This is a genomic window from uncultured Succiniclasticum sp., from assembly GCF_902793885.1.
In the GTDB taxonomy this organism is placed as follows: Bacteria; Bacillota; Negativicutes; order Acidaminococcales; family Acidaminococcaceae; genus Succiniclasticum.
The window spans coordinates 62,899-78,964 of record NZ_CADBFF010000011.1 but is presented as its reverse complement, the minus strand read 5'-3'; the positions used below and the strand labels follow the sequence as shown (position 1 = coordinate 78,964).

General features: G+C 43.7%; 17 protein-coding genes. 4 read left to right on the top strand and 13 right to left on the bottom strand.

Annotated elements, in window-relative coordinates:
• Nucleotides 1–298 precede the first annotated feature (298 nt).
• The 4 genes from QZV31_RS07135 to QZV31_RS07125 all read right to left on the bottom strand — a co-directional run bounded on the left by QZV31_RS07135 (nt 299) and on the right by QZV31_RS07125 (nt 3,895).
• A complete protein-coding gene (locus QZV31_RS07135; protein ID WP_295359381.1) occupies nt 299–1,462 on the bottom strand; it encodes a site-specific integrase in 1,164 nt (387 codons plus the stop codon).
• Between the two features lie 73 nt (nt 1,463–1,535).
• Nucleotides 1,536–1,721 carry a helix-turn-helix domain-containing protein gene (locus QZV31_RS12985; RefSeq protein ID WP_366508697.1) on the bottom strand — a complete coding sequence of 62 codons (186 nt, stop codon included), beginning with the start codon at nt 1,719–1,721 and terminating at the stop codon, nt 1,536–1,538.
• 73 nt (nt 1,722–1,794) lie between these two features.
• Nucleotides 1,795–3,402 (bottom strand): DUF5906 domain-containing protein, encoded by a 1,608-nt coding sequence (locus QZV31_RS07130; RefSeq protein WP_295359380.1) that lies wholly within the window; start codon nt 3,400–3,402, stop codon nt 1,795–1,797.
• Nucleotides 3,395–3,895: a hypothetical protein gene (locus tag QZV31_RS07125; RefSeq protein ID WP_295359379.1), complete on the bottom strand. Its 501-nt coding sequence runs from the start codon at nt 3,893–3,895 to the stop codon at nt 3,395–3,397. Before QZV31_RS07125 ends, QZV31_RS07130 begins: the two co-directional genes overlap by 8 nt.
• Before the next feature lie 322 nt (nt 3,896–4,217).
• Here QZV31_RS07125 and QZV31_RS07120 point away from each other — a divergent pair, with 322 nt between their 5' ends.
• Nucleotides 4,218–5,342, top strand: a complete 1,125-nt coding sequence (locus tag QZV31_RS07120) for a hypothetical protein (protein ID WP_295359378.1) — start codon at nt 4,218–4,220, stop codon at nt 5,340–5,342.
• Between the two features lie 192 nt (nt 5,343–5,534).
• Here the strand turns inward: QZV31_RS07120 and QZV31_RS07115 are convergent, their stop codons facing one another.
• The 9 genes from QZV31_RS07115 to QZV31_RS07075 form a co-directional block, all read right to left on the bottom strand.
• Nucleotides 5,535–6,203 carry an ERF family protein gene (locus QZV31_RS07115; RefSeq protein WP_295359377.1) on the bottom strand — a complete coding sequence of 223 codons (669 nt, stop codon included), beginning with the start codon at nt 6,201–6,203 and terminating at the stop codon, nt 5,535–5,537.
• Nucleotides 6,204–6,265: 62 nt separating this feature from the next.
• A complete protein-coding gene (locus QZV31_RS07110) occupies nt 6,266–6,937 on the bottom strand; it encodes a hypothetical protein (protein ID WP_295359376.1) in 672 nt (223 codons plus the stop codon).
• A gap of 218 nt (nt 6,938–7,155) precedes the next feature.
• Nucleotides 7,156–7,782, bottom strand: a complete 627-nt coding sequence (locus QZV31_RS07105) for a hypothetical protein (RefSeq protein WP_295359375.1) — start codon at nt 7,780–7,782, stop codon at nt 7,156–7,158.
• Nucleotides 7,783–7,862: 80 nt separating this feature from the next.
• The gene (locus QZV31_RS07100) at nt 7,863–8,945 is read right to left on the bottom strand and encodes a DUF932 domain-containing protein (protein ID WP_295359374.1); all 1,083 of its coding nucleotides are present in this window, start codon (nt 8,943–8,945) and stop codon (nt 7,863–7,865) included.
• Nucleotides 8,946–9,359: 414 nt separating this feature from the next.
• The gene (locus tag QZV31_RS07095; protein WP_295359373.1) at nt 9,360–9,842 is read right to left on the bottom strand and encodes a hypothetical protein; all 483 of its coding nucleotides are present in this window, start codon (nt 9,840–9,842) and stop codon (nt 9,360–9,362) included.
• Nucleotides 9,843–9,874: 32 nt separating this feature from the next.
• Nucleotides 9,875–10,429 (bottom strand): hypothetical protein, encoded by a 555-nt coding sequence (locus tag QZV31_RS07090; RefSeq protein WP_295359372.1) that lies wholly within the window; start codon nt 10,427–10,429, stop codon nt 9,875–9,877.
• A 90-nt stretch (nt 10,430–10,519) separates the two neighbouring features.
• Nucleotides 10,520–10,810, bottom strand: a complete 291-nt coding sequence (locus QZV31_RS07085) for a helix-turn-helix transcriptional regulator (RefSeq protein WP_295359371.1) — start codon at nt 10,808–10,810, stop codon at nt 10,520–10,522.
• 180 nt (nt 10,811–10,990) lie between these two features.
• Nucleotides 10,991–11,293 carry a hypothetical protein gene (locus QZV31_RS07080; RefSeq protein WP_295359370.1) on the bottom strand — a complete coding sequence of 101 codons (303 nt, stop codon included), beginning with the start codon at nt 11,291–11,293 and terminating at the stop codon, nt 10,991–10,993.
• 211 nt (nt 11,294–11,504) lie between these two features.
• Complete coding sequence (locus QZV31_RS07075) at nt 11,505–11,726, bottom strand: hypothetical protein (protein ID WP_295359369.1); 222 nt, start codon at nt 11,724–11,726, stop codon at nt 11,505–11,507.
• A 624-nt stretch (nt 11,727–12,350) separates the two neighbouring features.
• Here QZV31_RS07075 and cas5c point away from each other — a divergent pair.
• Genes cas5c through cas7c form a run of 3 tightly spaced genes read left to right on the top strand, consistent with a single transcriptional unit; the run spans nt 12,351 to nt 15,657 of the window.
• Nucleotides 12,351–13,052 carry a type I-C CRISPR-associated protein Cas5c gene (gene cas5c, locus QZV31_RS07070; RefSeq protein WP_295359368.1) on the top strand — a complete coding sequence of 234 codons (702 nt, stop codon included), beginning with the start codon at nt 12,351–12,353 and terminating at the stop codon, nt 13,050–13,052.
• Entirely contained in the window at nt 13,049–14,785 is a 1,737-nt protein-coding gene (locus QZV31_RS07065; protein ID WP_295359367.1) for a type I-C CRISPR-associated protein Cas8c/Csd1, read from the top strand. Before cas5c ends, QZV31_RS07065 begins: the two co-directional genes overlap by 4 nt.
• A 2-nt stretch (nt 14,786–14,787) precedes the next feature.
• Nucleotides 14,788–15,657 (top strand): type I-C CRISPR-associated protein Cas7/Csd2, encoded by an 870-nt coding sequence (gene cas7c / locus QZV31_RS07060; RefSeq protein WP_295359366.1) that lies wholly within the window; start codon nt 14,788–14,790, stop codon nt 15,655–15,657.
• Nucleotides 15,658–16,066: the final 409 nt, after the last annotated feature.

Sequence of the window (16,066 nt, the reverse complement as noted above, 5' to 3'; positions counted from 1 at the left end):
ACACACCAAACCAACTGTTTGAAAAAGAGTTAGACCGAATTTATATGGTTTGATGGGATTTTTTAAGAAGTGTGCAACTTCTTATTGCAATTTACGAATAATAAATACCTTTAATTATATATACAAGACAGGCTTTCAAAAATTGACCCTGTTGGAAGTATTTTTTTAATTATATCATACTCATCTTTACTGAGCAAAACCCCAATTTGTACGTGTAAACCTTTATTCTAAGCACTCAAATGTCTTCTCTCATTAAAAACAGACGCTGTATCCATGCAGCGTCTGTTTATATTGTTTATCAGGACTTCTTCTTCAAATACTGATCCATCTTTTCAGCCGCATTCCTGTCTACAGACTCCAAAGCATCAGCATAAATGTTAGCAGTCGTTCTGATATCTGTGTGTCCCAATCTCGCACTGACATTCTTCAATGGTACACCCTGGGCTATCAGTATTGTTGCTGAAACATGCCTCAACCCATGAAACGGCATTGGCGGTAGCTGATGGCGCTTTAAAAAGTGATACCACCAGTGGCCGGATGTTCCCGGGTTCATCGGTTTACCATTCCACTGGGTGAACACCCACGCTTCTTTCATCTCCCACAGTTCAAAAATCTGGGCTCGTTCTGTATCTTGCACGCGTTTATACTCTTTCAGCAACTCCAGCACCGCCCCGGATATTACAAGCGACCTCACAGAGCCCTCTGTTTTGGGTCCTTTTATGATGAACTGGCCTTTGAACTCCTGTACAGAGCGACTCACTGAGATAACACCAGTGTCCAAGTTGATATCTGGCCATTGCAATCCCATCAGTTCACCCCTGCGGAGTCCAGTCGCTATTGCCAGCATAATCATCAGCCTATATTTCAAAGGTTCTCCTTGCAACGCTTTCAGTATGTTACCAATATTCTCCTCCTCCGGTAAGATCATCTTCTTACGCTGAACCTTGGGTCTTTCGACCTTTAGGCACGGGTTGCTGTCCATGAGTTGCCAGTGTGTCGCATCGGTCAACATTGAAGACAGCACATAGAAGCAGGATGCAATGACCTTATCTGACACCGGCTCTTTCTTACCGTCAAACCGCTTGCTTTTGCTTCTGAGGTCGTTCATAAAGTTGATTATATCTATCGGCGTTAGTTTGGTAAGCGGCTTTGCACCTAACGCCGGTATGATTCTGAACTTCAACTGGTTCCGATATGACTGGACGGTCTTGGGAGCCAGGTTCTTCTCGCAGTGGTCTTTCAGCCACACCTCGGCAAACTCTGCCAGTTTAAACTTCTGGGTATAAGCCATCTTACCCTTTCGTATCTCAGCCTCGAACGCATTATATTGGCGCTGGGCATCCAGCTTGCTGGTGGCTGTGATGGTTTTACTTCTCACAATCTGCTTACCTTCAGGTGTATAGCCGTCTGAAACCGCTAATGCATATGTGTTTCCCTTGCGTTTCCTAATCTTGGATGGCACTTTGGCACTCTCCTTTCATTCATTTTCCTTCATATGTATAAAATGGGGGTCATATCGACCCCCATAAAATCTGCTAACTGACTCTGGTTTCTTGTGAATTTAACCAGTTGCGTACAGACTGTTCACGGTAGAAGATACGGAAGCCAGCTCTGATAAACGGTAGACCCTTTTGGGTCCGCATCTTACGCACCATGAAAGTTGTGATACCCAGCATCTGTGCAAGCTCCTTTTCAGAGAGCAGTCGATTTGTATCCGACACTATCAGTCACTCCTTTCTATTATGAATATTATTGTACAGGGCGGCAATTGCCACCCTGTATTAAGCGAAATTGTTACCATTCTCCAAAATCATCTGAGAACGCTGAATAAATCTTGCTGTGTAACACCAAACCGATATAGCAGGAGCGATTGTGTTTGCGCGACTGCGACTTGTTTTCACTGAGCCGAACCGCACATTCCATTTCAAAAGACCGCTGCTTCATCCGGCTCGCACCAGGCATGTTCTTGACAAACCCACAGTAATTGTTCCATAAGTCCTCTGCCAACAGCTCTTCGCTGCTATCGGTTATCTCAATGCAATCACGAACCCAGAGCCTGAACAGTTCTTTGGGAGAGATGGTCGGAGAGACTATCTCTTCCACATCAACAATCTTATCCGGGTGATCGTGACACATGAAGTAGTCAATGGCTTTGCTGAAGAATAAATCCTTCTCTGGCAACAGCTTTGTCTCCAACAGGTCTTCATCAGGCTCAGTGATTGTGGGGCCTGTGGGTATCAGGAATAACCGCTTGGATATTGCGCTACCTGCATCCAATTCAATGGAATATTTAGGTTCAGCGTTACCCATGCACAGCAACACGCAATAGGGCCTAAATTGCTGCATCCGCTCGTATTTCACATCAACCTGCAGGGTATCATGCCCTGTAATCCGCTTGATGAGTGAAGCGATGCCAGAGTTCCAGCAATCTGTGTCTTCATCGGTAGAGATATTAACCAAGGAATGCCTAAGGTTGATCATAGAGAATTGAAGCGTGAGGTCTTTCAGGCTCAAGTTGCCAAAATTGCCGTAACCAAGAATCGCTTGAATGTAAGCTGCTAAGACCGACTTGCCGTTATTGCTCGCTCCGTAAAGGTAGTAGAGGTTCTTACCGGTGCGGTCGTTGCTACAAATCTTACCCAGAAGATACAGCAAGGCTTCAACGCACTGCTCTTCACAATCCGGATTAGCAAGGCGCTTTAAATACCGATAAGTTGCACTGTTCTCCCAGTCATCTTTATCGTATTCAACGTATTTCGCGTTGATGCAATTAAACAGAACAGGGATTTCAGATGCATCACTGAAATCGGATGGCTGCAACAGGACATGATTCTTCAGATCCAGTATACCGTTCTGAACTGCAATGTAGCATTTGTCTGGCATTTCGGGAAGCTCTTTCACCGATGGATGAGCCAAAAGCCAAGCATACAATTCTGACGATTTGTATGAAGAAATCGACTTCCGCAATTCCTCAGGTAAGTCTTTCTTTAGGGCTGCCAGCCTTAAAAACAGGTCAAAATCCCTCTCAAGCAGAGCCGTATAGATGAGATTAATCAGCACGTACAATGTTTTTCCTATGCGGCCAAACTGGAAGCTTTCGACCAAAATATTAGCGAACTCCAAGTTCTTGCCATTGTCACTACCCCTGGCATCACCTGAATCAGATGGATACTTTGGTGGAGGCAAATCCCTACCAGAATCAGGGATTATGCACTCCGTGCTAATGGGAATCTTCAGCTTGTTGGCCATGAAGGCTCCGATTGTCATCACAGCTTCCATGGCATCTGCAGCGTCAGCACTGTCATGGACGCGAGTTTCAGGAATGGACACCTTGCGTCCAGCCCCGGGTGTTTTACCCGGGGCTTTGGCAATGGCGTTAACGGCGTCCAGAACGTCAATCATCAGAATCACCCCCTATCAACATAGCGACTGCATTCTGCAAATCACTATTGTTAATAGAAGTAAAGTACTTTTCAGCGAGCATTCCAATCAACTGGACCAAGATGCTGTCTGATGTTGCCGTCATGAAGAAAACCGCTTTATCGGCCGGCACATCAGAATTCCACACTACAGTGAAAACATCGCCAGTCCTTTGAATCAACAGTAAAATGCCATGTTCCTGGTTGCCCTTGCCAATCAGATGAAGTGATTTTTGATCGCCAAAACTGCTAATCAAAACTTCACCAGACTGATGGTCGCCAAAAGCCTGAAACCTACCATGTTTACCTGAATCAACGTCGTCGCCAGTGCTCCAAGTTTCACAGTAGGACTCGTCGCCCACCTGTAACAGCACCATGTTCACCGTACCGACAACGCCTGTATCAACAAGATAATGCGCCTTCATTGCACGCTCAACCGCGCGGTCAAGCGCTTTCTTAGTCGTAATGGACTTCATATTAAGTCCTCCTTCCATTATTATTTTTTCAAGGTCCAAAGCCAGAGCCCGCTATCCGACATCCTGATTGGTCGCAACCGTCAGCTGAAACAGGACTTGCCAAAGTCACCAGCAACAGGCTAAGTTTATCCAGAGTTAACGCTTCATATCTCTGTATGTTAGCGGCATCTCGTACCACAAGCTTCCGTCTGGATGCGTTCAGTATGCCACAAATCAAGGAATTAATATATGCCAAAAAGCCTTTAGAACAAAATTTCCACAAGGCGCTTTAATTTGAAACATGTTATAATGAAACAAATCCATGGTGGGAGGAACCAAAATCATGGCTAAGGATAATCACATTCCAAGAGGATATACACAACGCACGCCAGATCCAGAAAAAGCACTTCGTATGTTTGAAAACAAAGAATCGATGGATTTATACCAGTTTTCTGATCTTTTACTGGCTATCTTTGGCGAAACCGAAAAGCAATTGACCACTGTTAAGGCAATTAAAGTGCAGCTGCAGAACATTGAGCGGTATAGTAAAGGTCTTTTTAGACTGGATGATTACCGTATTCCTCAGCGTCGAAAATTAGTTTTTCCATATAAACTGCACTGTATTCTGCTTCCCCTGATCTACTTTAACTGCATAAGCGGCCATACAATTTATGATGCCAAGCGACTTATTGAGCGTTACGACCAAATCATGAACTATATTTCCAGTAAAATAGATAAATCAGACCGTGAATATCTTTATACGATTCCATTGATTCAGAATTATAAGGACAGCAGGACAGAAATCATGGCCATCTTTGATGAGGAGTATCAGCTGAACTCGCTGATGACGCATCTGATGCCGCAGAACAACCGCTACCAATTGCCATACATTAAGGAAGAACTCAGTTCCCTGCGTACGCGATGTTACATGGCAAATCTTTACAAAAGCACCCAGGCTAAAGTTTACATTGATGACCCACGTTCCGTTGTAAAGCTGCTAAATCATTATAGGCAATCAGCAGACAACAGCGTGAACAGAGAACCCTCAAATTATCCGGGGCTTACTGAATTATTAGAGTGCCTGACTGCAAACAACATTGACGACGTTCTGCTGCATTACTTCATTTATAAAAGCATCACTCTGCATAGTGCAGAAAATGACATCGTGACACCTGATGAGCTTTTTAAAGTTAATTTGATTGGATTCCACGTGTTAACCCACACCGTGGACATCCCTGAACGTGATAAAACAGCAGTCGAACACTTTAAGGAAATCCAGCTAAAAGCCAGTCAAATATTTGATAAAGATGATGCGGTGGAAAGTTTCCTTTACGATCATATAATAGATATGGCAAAGCTGCTGTTATTAACAAACAGCGATGGCGCAAAAGACATTTCTACAAAGGCCAAATCATTATATACCGATGCGTTGAAAACTAAGCCCGGATATTTGGCACCAAATGAATAAGGCTAAGAAGGTGTAAAAGGTCGGTCAGGTCAGCTTGGTCAGAAGCATTATGATTAATTGCATCTTATAAAAACAACAGGTTGCTTATGTTAAAAGCAACCTGTTGTTATAATTACTTCCCACCTTTGAGGATTACTTCTATTATCTTCAGTATAATTGTTACAACTTGCTTATTCACCTAAACACCACCTCTTACGCTGCAGGAGTTTCAGTCTTTTGACATGTCATGCACAAAGGTCTGTGGTAACGGGCCATGCTGTAGTTATAGACCTTTTCACTAATCTCCTTGCCACAGCCAGCACAGACGGCCACAGGCTCCGGCGGTTCAGCAACATTCCTCCTGGCAGGTGCAGGCTTAGAGGCTAAATTAGTCTGCGGTGCCGTGTAGGTTCTTTCATCAACATCGGTGTCAGCCTCCGGATCGTCTCCTGTGCTTATCGCCATGGACAGAAGGTAAGCATACTTGATAGCTGCAGTTTCAGCCTTCATCACCGCTTTATCTCCAGCATCCTGGCCGGTACCAATGCCGTAAAGATCAATGCTTTCGCCTGATTCACTGTCAATCAGCAGGATGTTACAGCCTACGGTCACCTGATGTTCGATATTTCCCTTGGCATTTGTCACATCGAAACTGCTGATTATAGCCGGGGTTACAACACTGGCAACCTTATGCTTTACCAAAGCAGTGTTGATGGTTTCCAGAACCCCTGCAGCAGAAGCATAACGATATTTGTGAAAATCGTTAAAACCGTCCTTTGCCACATGGGCGCATTCCCCCATGATCAGTACCAGCTTTCTGGCAATGCCGCTGTAATCTGATAATCCTGTTTTGTTATTTTCGTCATTGTAATTTGTATTCATTGAATATCCTTCCTTTCTTACATTAAAAATACTGCACTGGCTACGAACCAGAGCAGTATTCATCAGGCTGCTCTTTCAGCAGCACGTTTTATCAATCTGCCATACGGGCAGAATTCTACTACATCGCAGTATGACTGACACTTTCGGTCATGCCAGCGTTCTCTGGTTGAACATCTGGCTGGCAGATGGTTCTCCAATATAGCTTTTTGCAGACGTTTGGCCTTTACAGCCATATACAGCTTTATCCAGCGGTCGCTGATTTTGTTAATCCTGATTAAGTACAATGGTCGTGTGATGTTACGTTCAGAGGCCATCCGCAATGAGTAATCACGGCAAAGAGCCTGAATAACCATGTCCTTCACTTTGAAACCGGCATCTTCTAACAGAATACGGTAGTAGTTCAACTGGACCGCCCAGTCCAGCAGATGCCTTACACCGTCTGTACGCCATTCCTTACGTGTCTTGGGCTGTCCTTTCTTCAGCCCGGTTTTGTACACTTCACCAGTTGGTACGTCCACTTTGTAATACCCCAGCGCTTTCATTAGCTTAAAGCTGGAAGTTACTTTATAGTCGCCCAGGGTGTTATCAGACAAGTCAACAATCTGGCCATACAGATCAAACTTACCGCTGGTGATATCATCAGCCAGCCGTTCTTCAGCTATGATATTACCTTCATTGTGGCCTTCCTGAATCGTGTGTACGGCTGTGCCGTGCACAGCATATAGCTGTTGCATCGGATCAACCGCATAGTGCTGTACCTTCTTCAGATAAGTTTCTCTTGTTCCAGCAATCAATTCTGTTACTGATGGCTTATCAAGCTTGCGGTTCAATGATTCAGCTACAGAACGCAGTGTTGGCAGGAACATACATCTCTGGCCATTTGGACAGTAGCTCAAACACTGTTTAATTGGGATTGCGCTCCCATTCTTACAGACAAATTTTGTGGCGGGCATTAGGCTGCACCCCTTTCTTCATCCTCACCATATTCCGATTCAAACCGATGGAAATTGAAGAAGTCACCATTACCGTAGTCCGAGGCTTCTTCTACCTTTAGTTCGATAACCTTCATGGAATCATGCTCATTAACGCCGACGCAGTATTCATCCCTGATCCAATCCACAGCTTCGTGATAGCTGTTAAAATATTCCTTGATAAACTCTCCATGGTGACAGCAATCAACCATGTAATGCTCGGTGAAGTACCTGCCTTCCTGATCTGAGTTGATATAAATCTGACTGCCGCACTCTTCAGCCATATAGACCAGCTGGATTTCATTGTCATATTTTTCGCGAATGACTTTGTAGAACACCGCTACATGAGGTTCCCAAGCGGTTTCTGTATCAATACGGAAACTGTACGTGTCTTTATCCAGATTCAGCTTTGTATCGCAATATGTGAAACAATCCCTCTTATCAGCAAGCCCGGCTATCTGCCTGTTGGTATATCCATGAAGGATCAAGAGGTTCCAGAAGCCGGGACCCGAAGATTCATATGCTGCATAGACCTTGCGCAGAAGCCTTGCCAGTTTCGACCTGTCCTTGCTGAAGAATACGATGCTGTTGGCGCAGTAATTTGCCAATTTAACTCACTCCTTTTCAATTCATTTAATTTTGTTACATAAAGAGCACAGAAGCGGTTTACTTCTGTGCTCTTGTGTTTTTATACCGCCTGCGGCAGTAATAACATATTTGAATTAACCTTATTCAGTTTTACGCTTTCGTCCAGAAGTGTACCGCCAAGGCGTTCCAGTTCTGTGGCGCGGTTATAATCAGGGATATCCTGACTGCATCTGGTCACAGCATTAACCAACCCAAAGGCTGTATAATCATTGGACATGATAAAGTGACGAAGTATGGTAGCGCGTTCAGTCTTATTGAGAATATATTTGTCTCCCAGCACCTCAACTGTCTTTACAGGGTTGTCACCAGTTGGAACATTCATAGAAGCCCTCATCTTGTCCACGGTAAGACTAAACCGAGCCTCATCTACTGCAGCCGATACAATATCCTGCACTTTCAGGAAATACGCTTTATCATCCGCAGCCAGCGTTTCATCTGAATAGAGTTCATAGGCTGCGTCCGTGTCTTCCACCTGACGGCCTGCATGATACTTCTTGTGGGCGAGGTCTTTGGAAATCATTCCATTCCTGCATACCAACCGATACACCAAAGGCTCAACCTTCAAGGCGCCCAGTCCGATCTCGCTGTTGGAAATGACGAATCCGGCCTGCACTACATCGCCAGGCGTCAGTTCCGCTTTCATGGTCTTGTTAATTACCTTCATATACAAATGGGTTTCGGTGATGTCGCAACTCTCGATAGAGCATCCTTTCATCTGGGCAATGACCGGCAGTACATGATCCACCAGCTCCAGATTATCCAGTCTGCGATAACGGTCTGAAAGGAACGCTCTCAGCCGACCATCTAAGGTTCGCAGCATGCGTTTCTCAGGCTGTTTTTGCAACCACCCATTGATATTCTGATCCAGTAAGGCTGGATATTCCAGCCTCATCCGGTCATAATATTTGAAAGGAACACCCAGCCGGTCTGCAATTTGCCTGTGGGCAACATCCGATACTGAATAGGCCAGTATGTCATTGCCGGTCGAAACACTGATCGTACTGAGTCCGCTGGTGGTGTTTATCACAAGGCTGCGGGTATCGGCGATAATGTCCTTGCGGTGGTCTCTTTGTTCTTCCAATTTCAGGTACAGCTCCTGAACGTTTTTGAAGCCTTGCTTCATGGTAAATTCCTCCTTTGTTGATTAAAATGATAGTATGATTTGCTTGTGTCCAGCGGTTTGTCGCTTCTTACATGAAGCTCCAGCACTTTATTCTTGATGCTTTCTTCGCTATAGCATGCGAAGTCAAACAGAAGACGGAGTGCTGTGGTCATGTCCTCCTGTGTACGAAAGACATAATCGTTGGTAAAGTTTTGTAACGAATCTGTTACAGTGAGTTGGATCATAGTTTTTCCTCCCTTTGGCTTGTTATTTATATAAACGGCAGTCAGATATACAGTGACAGCCGGGGTTTTCGGCAATAGAAAAGCCCCGGTACTACAAAGTACCGGGGCAGTTATTTTTGTTGCTCATGAAAATAATATCTGTCTGAAATTGTTAGGTTTGCGATTTACCCGCTTCGACCATCAGATTGCTTTATGACCGTTCAATGAAAATCTTTTTGACTATGTTTCCATCCATTTTAAATGTTATGGTTCCAACATCGTACTTTACCGGATCAATTACAACTTTGTATGCTATGTCACTAGTCACCGTATTAAAGCTATAATCTGTCCCTAATATATCCATAACTGCACGTGATGTCATTCCGACTTTTATACCGTTATCCATCGTCGCCTGCGGGGCATCCAAAATGATTTTGGTCATCGGATTGTCAAGAGAGCCGTATTTGGTTAAAAAGACGAAATTCACACCCGGGTATTCATACATGGTATCATAGGTAAACTCCCAGTGGCCAGTGCGATAGGGTTCCCCCATGACCTGTACCACCTGCTGCATGCTTGAACTGAGCGACAGTCCTTTGACAGTAGCTTGATTGGGTGGTAGTGGTGCCGCGAACACAATATGGCTCACTAATAAAACTAAAGTTATTATAAACACGTTAACTATTTTTTTCATGTCAGGATCTCCTCATAATTACAGCCTATATGTTAAAAACGTCTTCCATGGAATTGACCATCTAACCAAATCTGAAGCACTTGGCCATTAAACGGTTTGTTAATATCATCACAAATCCAAACCCGAACCGTCTGTTCACCTGTTATTCCTGCATAATTCGTATATCTTGGCATATTATAATAAAGCTCTTTGCATGAACCGCTATCATTAGTTAACCACTGCATATACTTAATGAAATCAGGTTTTCCTAACCGACGGAGAACTTCTTGCTCAGACATTCCTATAGCAACGCCGCTGGGCTTGAGCACAAGTTGCGGGTTGTTTTTTGCGTATACTCTTGATAGGCAGGTTACTTCCTTAGAAAAGTTAATGGTGGTGTAAAAATGGGCTTTTAATCCACCCGGATTAAAATAGAAATCTTCTCTGCCTTCTTGGGAAATGGGCTGTCCCCATTTTGCAACAACCTCATCGGGAGACATACCGCAATGGACACCATTGATGGTTTGCTGTTCAACAAACCCTTCCATTGCAAAGGCTGCATTAACCATCATAAGCAGGCCGAAAACTAATGCAATTATTTTTTTCATCAGAATTATCCTCCTTAAACTGATTTCACATCTAAAAGATGCTTTTCAATTAGCATTTGTTAGTATCTGAATCCCCCCTAACCATCTGTGTCAACTATTATCTTCTATCTCCAACAACATCTGTTTCCAGGCTTTGTTCTCCTGTTTTGTGAACACGAAGAACGCTGATATATCAATGCCTAGCCCCTCTGCAATATCAATCAGTGTAATAACGGATAATCCCTGGGTGTATTCTCCACGTTCAATACGCCCCAAAGTACTTTTTCCAATATGACATTTGGTTGCAAGCGCTTCTTGTGTGAGGCCTTTCAACGTGCGATAAAAGGCGACCTTAGCACCAATGCGCTTGCATATCATAGCTTTTTTAACCTTTTCATTCACGTAGACCACTTCCTTACATTCATTATGTCACTCTGATACGTTTTATGCAGTGCTATTTAAGGCGCTTTTGTACCCTTATAAGGCGTAATTAAGCCCATATAAACAATGACTTTGAACACAGAAAAGCAGAACCGTACAGTACGGCTCTGCTCTGATCTGTGTTATCTGCGTGTGGTTTCCTTAAATTGTAGGTCCCCAGTCTTCTTCAACCAGTATATCCTCTGTTGCGTATTCGGCTTTTGCTTCCTCATAACCGTCTAAATAGGCATTACAATCTGCTTCATCCGCCAATCCGTCTGCGATAGCGGCTCCGACCAATCCGGTAACTACAGAAGCAAGCCCTGTGCCAACTCCGCTGAGAGATGCAGACAGTGTTGTAGCGCCTAAAACAGAGCCACCACCGGTAAAAGGAGCTACTGCAACTGCGCCAACGCCAATTATGGCTCCCAATAAAATCCGGCCAACCTTTAATCCATCGTCCATCTTCTTTCCTCCTTTCCAATTAAAATACCCCGACACTACCTGAAAAGCAGCAACACCGGGAACAGAGAAATCTTTTCAAAGATTGCCACAGCCAATGCGATTATCAGTATTCCAACAACGAGAGCTGTCATTACGATTGTGAGCCTATAATCCTTATAGATCCTCTGCAACACCTTTTCCAAGATTACAACAAATACAACTGCGAACACTGCTACTTCCATGATTTACGTTTTGAAGCTTTACGCAAAACAGCTTTACTGATATGATATTTGCTGCTTGCCATGGACAACGCAGTTTCAACCGCAACACCCTTTGTTAGGATCAGGAATGCCAAGTAGAGCAGGGCAAGACCTAACAATACTTTGGTATCCAGTTCCAACGGTGGCTCCGGACACGGGTTTGGGCCGATGATGCTTTTTACAAGTCCAAACATCTTTCTTCATCCTTTCCGAGCAGTTATTTAGATAAGCCTCCAGCTACAGTAAACAGTGGCTGGAGGCTTTACATCTGGTGCTCAAGGATATAATATGTGTTTTGGATTTGTGAATTTGCGATTCAGAGTTGATTGTTTTTGTCAATTAAAATCTCCTGTACCCATCGTATGACGCTGTTGAGAGAATGTCTGTTGGTCTAATCCGTATTATAACAACATAACCTGATGGGTAAATCAACTATGCCAAGGGAAACTCTTAGACATGCCAAATGCATCATACGGATTGCATTTGGCATTTTAGGTTTGTATTTGAAATACTACGGATGCGCACCATAACTGGGTTTACAAGAACAGAATTACGAACCCCCGCATGACGGCTGCATTTAAGGAGAGGGTATTTTTGGACTTGAAAAGAGTTATAATTATAATGGTAGCTGGTAGCTGATTATAGCGTCCTGATTATAGCGTTACTGATAGTGGATACAGTAACCAAAACCGCACCAACTATGAACTGAAAATAATTAGAAATGGATGCGTTTGCCTTTTCAACGAAATCTGTTAAGTGTGGTATAATCAATTTAAGGGTTAACGACAGCTAATTTAGTCAGGAAAGGATATACATTTATGGGACAGATGCGCAATGAAGCAAAGTTTGTTAAAGAAGCACTTACTTCGCCGATACGGGTTAATATTCGTGCGGATCGTGCTTTATTCACCCGCCCGGAAATGACGGTTGAAAGGTATTCTTATGATGTTCCAACCTGCAGCGCCATGAAAGGCGTTCTGCGGAGCATCTATAACCATGCAGGTATGGATTACAAGATCAACAACATTTACGTCTGCCGGAAAATCAAACGGGATTCTGTTGTGCGTAATGAAACAAAGCTCATGCAAAACGTTAAAACTCCAGAGCCATTCCTATTGGTCAATGATACTAAAAACCGAACGTTAAGAGGCACGACCTTCCTGGTCAACGTTGAATATGTTGTAGAGGCTGAAATTATCAAAAAAGAGGGTACGTTTGAAAAAGACCATACGTTGCCCCAGTTCTACGATATGTTTATGAGACGTCTATATTCTGGAGGCAACCAGCGCTCGCCATGGTTAGGCTGTAGAGAGTTCCATTGTTACGTGAAACCTTATACCGGCGTTTATGTAAAATCTGTTTATGCCGGTAAAAAATTGGATCTGGGGATTATGTATCAGGACACTAAAGTTGATGAGAACGGTACAGAGATCCCACTGTTTGCTGATACAACACTGGAAGATGGGAGACTTGTGTTCAAAGGCTGGTTTTCCAATGTGAAAGGAAGTGAGGATGTGTGATAACCGACTTGATACGTTTTTTTGACCGCTATATGCCCAAAGAGGACAAAACACCCTTCGGATATAAAAAGGAGACTATATTCTATGCCTTGGAAATAGATAAAAATGGTGACCTAATAAATATCGTTGATGTCTCCCAGGGTGGCAACAAGGGCATTACTCTAGTTTGTCCTTCTGATGGAAAGCCGGAATCCTCTGGGGCTGTCCCAAGGTTTCTGTGGGGGTCGTTTAAATACTTTTTCAAGACGGCCAAAAAGTGGGATAACAAAACCAGGCAGTTTAAAGATTCCGGGGACAGGTACTTTCTGAAGAACAAGCAGTTTCATGAGGAGCTGTTAAAAGATGCTTCCGCTGAGGAAGCTGTAGCAGTATTGAAATTCTTTTCCAATGATAAAGCAGTAACCCGTGCCTTTACCGACAGTGAATGTGATGCATATAACAACGGGCGTTTTGCTTTACGCTTTAACGGTAAGTATCTGGTTGAGAATGAACAGATGCGTTCTCTGTGGGATAACCGCAAGTTGGACGGAGATGAATTATACTCCTCGTTTTCTGGAGAAAGGGGGACTGCCCGTACAGAAGTCCAGCCTCAGTTTACTATGGCTGGAACCGGTTCTGGTTCACCATTGTTTGCCAGAAAAGAAGATGTTGACTCCTACCAGCTAAAATTCCCAATGCCTTTGATAAGCGAAGAGGATACATACAAGTACCGTGAAGCGTTGAACTTTATGCTCAAGACGTATGAAATCAGGTCGGTGAAAGGTACTGAGAGCGATAAAAAAGATGGCAAGAACAAAGAATACCGCTATTATAAGTATTGCACTAAGTTCGGTGACGACCTGACGGTGCTGCATTGGGCTGAATCAGAGGACGATATGGATTTCAATCCGTTCTTTTCTGGGAGCGATAGCAGCAGCACTTTAAAATCGGTTTATGATAAAACACGCACCGGTTCTTCATTCAGGCGACTTTCTATTGACGTCCCTTGTCATGTGTATGGACTGATAGGCAAACAGGGTCGTATTCAAGAAATCTTCAGCTTCGTAGAATTTTGGAATGATATAGTTGACAACGCACAGGCACATCTTGACCGGTTGAAGATTATAGGACTTGATTATGTACCTTCAATTTACAATATCTTGTCTCTTGTTATGGCAGACGGAGAAAAGGAGAAGCAGTACCATAATCTGGTAAAATCATTGGTTATGACTGTTTTGACGGGAGCTGCTTATCCAGACTACCTGTATAGTTCGGTGATTGAAAAAGCCAAAACCGCTATGGTAACTGATAAATTCTCCGTTACCAGTTTGACCTTTGTGAGATATGTCTCTGTAATAAAGGCAGTTATGATCAAAAACTATGGAAGGGAGGATAACCTTATGGAATTAGATGCAATGAAAGAAGATGTTGCGTATTTGTTAGGCCGTGTATTTGCCATAGCCTGGCTGACTGTGGACAAGGATCACAGAAATAATATGGATAAGGTTAAAGAACGCTGGTTCCGTGCGGCAATGGAAACACCCAGCCTCGCTTATGGCCAATATCTTCAGAGCGCAAGACTGCATGGAGCAAATGAGTACAAGATTGCTGAGATACTCAGCAAAATCCACGTACCGTATCCGGAACGCCTGTCTATGAAGGAGCAAGGGATGTGGACGCTTGGTTACTATCATCAGGTCGCGTACCAATTCAAAATTGGCAGAACAGATGAAGATGCAAAGGAAGGTGAATAAAATTGTTAGCCAACAAGTATGATTTTGTAATTCTGTATGACGTAAAGAATGGAAATCCGAACGGCGATCCGGACGCTGCAAATATGCCCCGCCAAATCATTGAAACACGCAAAGGTGTTGTGACGGACGGTGCCATCAAACGAAAAATCCGCAATTATATTGACCTCCGTTATGCCGGAGAAGAAGGCATGGGTATTTTCATCCAGCATGGTATCCCAAAAGACTTTGAGCAGGACAAAGCACTGAAGGACGTTCCCAAGCCGTCTAAAAAAGGATTTTTGGAGAAGAACGCTTATGCAAATGCGCTGAAGAAATGGATGTGTGATAAGTTTTGGGACGTCCGCACTTTTGGAGCGGTCTGCCAGCGCTTTACCGACAAAGATGCCGGCAATGTGGATGGATCTATTACCGGTCCTGTTCAGATCAGCTTTTCTGAAAGCATCAGCCCCATCTCGATTCAGCGCATTGGTATTACCTCATGTGCTGTGGCAAATGCAAAAGAAGCAGAGACTAAAAACAATACGATGGGTACAAAGTATATCACCCCGTATGGTTTATATAAAGCTACAGGGCATGTTTCACCGCACCTGGCTGAAAAGACCGGGTTTGATGAAAAGGATTTGGAAAAACTGTGGGATGCAATCCTTCATATGTTTGAAACAGACCATGCTGCAGGACGTGGAGATATGGCAGTAAGAAAGCTCGTTATATTCAAACATGCAGGTATTTGGGGCAACGCGTTTGAAGAAGACCTTGAAAAGGTTGTTACGATAACAAAGAAGACTGATATGCCGATGGGTTATGATGATTATGAGGTCGCTGTTGACAAGGATGTGATCCCCGATGGCATTGAAGTAATTGTTAAGAAATAGGTTTAGCTACGACCAAACCCTGTGGAAAACAACGTGCGAACCATAAGAAGACATTGGTGAATGAAGTGGCAGAATGGGCTGTTGTAACATTCAAAAAAATAGGTTCGCACTTTTGAGGGTTGAAACCCACAGTATATCTGTTACTGAAAACTTTGCGGTAGCGCCTCATATGGGGCGCATATATTGAAATACCGTAGCAACAGCTGAATACGGTGCTCCAGTTATAGTAGTGCCCCACATGGGGTGCATATATTGAAAGAGCCAAGTCGCAGGATACGGAATGAACTGTCCAATCGCGCCCCGCATGGGGCGCATAGATTGAAATATCGAGGCTTTTGGTCAAAAAGTGGCTAATATGACATTGCGCCCCGTATGGGCGCGTATATTGAAATGCCATTCGAGCATGTTC

Excerpts from the sequence above, each read along its gene's own strand:
- QZV31_RS07115 (WP_295359377.1), bottom strand. The coding sequence starts at position 6,203 with ATGAATACAAATTACAATGACGAAAATAACAAAACAGGATTATCAGAT.
- cas5c (WP_295359368.1), top strand. The coding sequence starts at position 12,351 with ATGGGACAGATGCGCAATGAAGCAAAGTTTGTTAAAGAAGCACTTACT.
- QZV31_RS07125 (WP_295359379.1), bottom strand. The coding sequence starts at position 3,895 with ATGAAGTCCATTACGACTAAGAAAGCGCTTGACCGCGCGGTTGAGCGT.
- QZV31_RS07130 (WP_295359380.1), bottom strand. The coding sequence starts at position 3,402 with ATGATTGACGTTCTGGACGCCGTTAACGCCATTGCCAAAGCCCCGGGT.
- QZV31_RS07095 (WP_295359373.1), bottom strand. The coding sequence starts at position 9,842 with ATGAAAAAAATAGTTAACGTGTTTATAATAACTTTAGTTTTATTAGTG.
- QZV31_RS07100 (WP_295359374.1), bottom strand. The coding sequence starts at position 8,945 with ATGAAGCAAGGCTTCAAAAACGTTCAGGAGCTGTACCTGAAATTGGAA.
- QZV31_RS07075 (WP_295359369.1), bottom strand. The coding sequence starts at position 11,726 with ATGTTTGGACTTGTAAAAAGCATCATCGGCCCAAACCCGTGTCCGGAG.
- QZV31_RS07090 (WP_295359372.1), bottom strand. The coding sequence starts at position 10,429 with ATGAAAAAAATAATTGCATTAGTTTTCGGCCTGCTTATGATGGTTAAT.
- QZV31_RS07110 (WP_295359376.1), bottom strand. The coding sequence starts at position 6,937 with ATGCAACAGCTATATGCTGTGCACGGCACAGCCGTACACACGATTCAG.
- QZV31_RS07120 (WP_295359378.1), top strand. The coding sequence starts at position 4,218 with ATGGCTAAGGATAATCACATTCCAAGAGGATATACACAACGCACGCCA.
- QZV31_RS07080 (WP_295359370.1), bottom strand. The coding sequence starts at position 11,293 with ATGGACGATGGATTAAAGGTTGGCCGGATTTTATTGGGAGCCATAATT.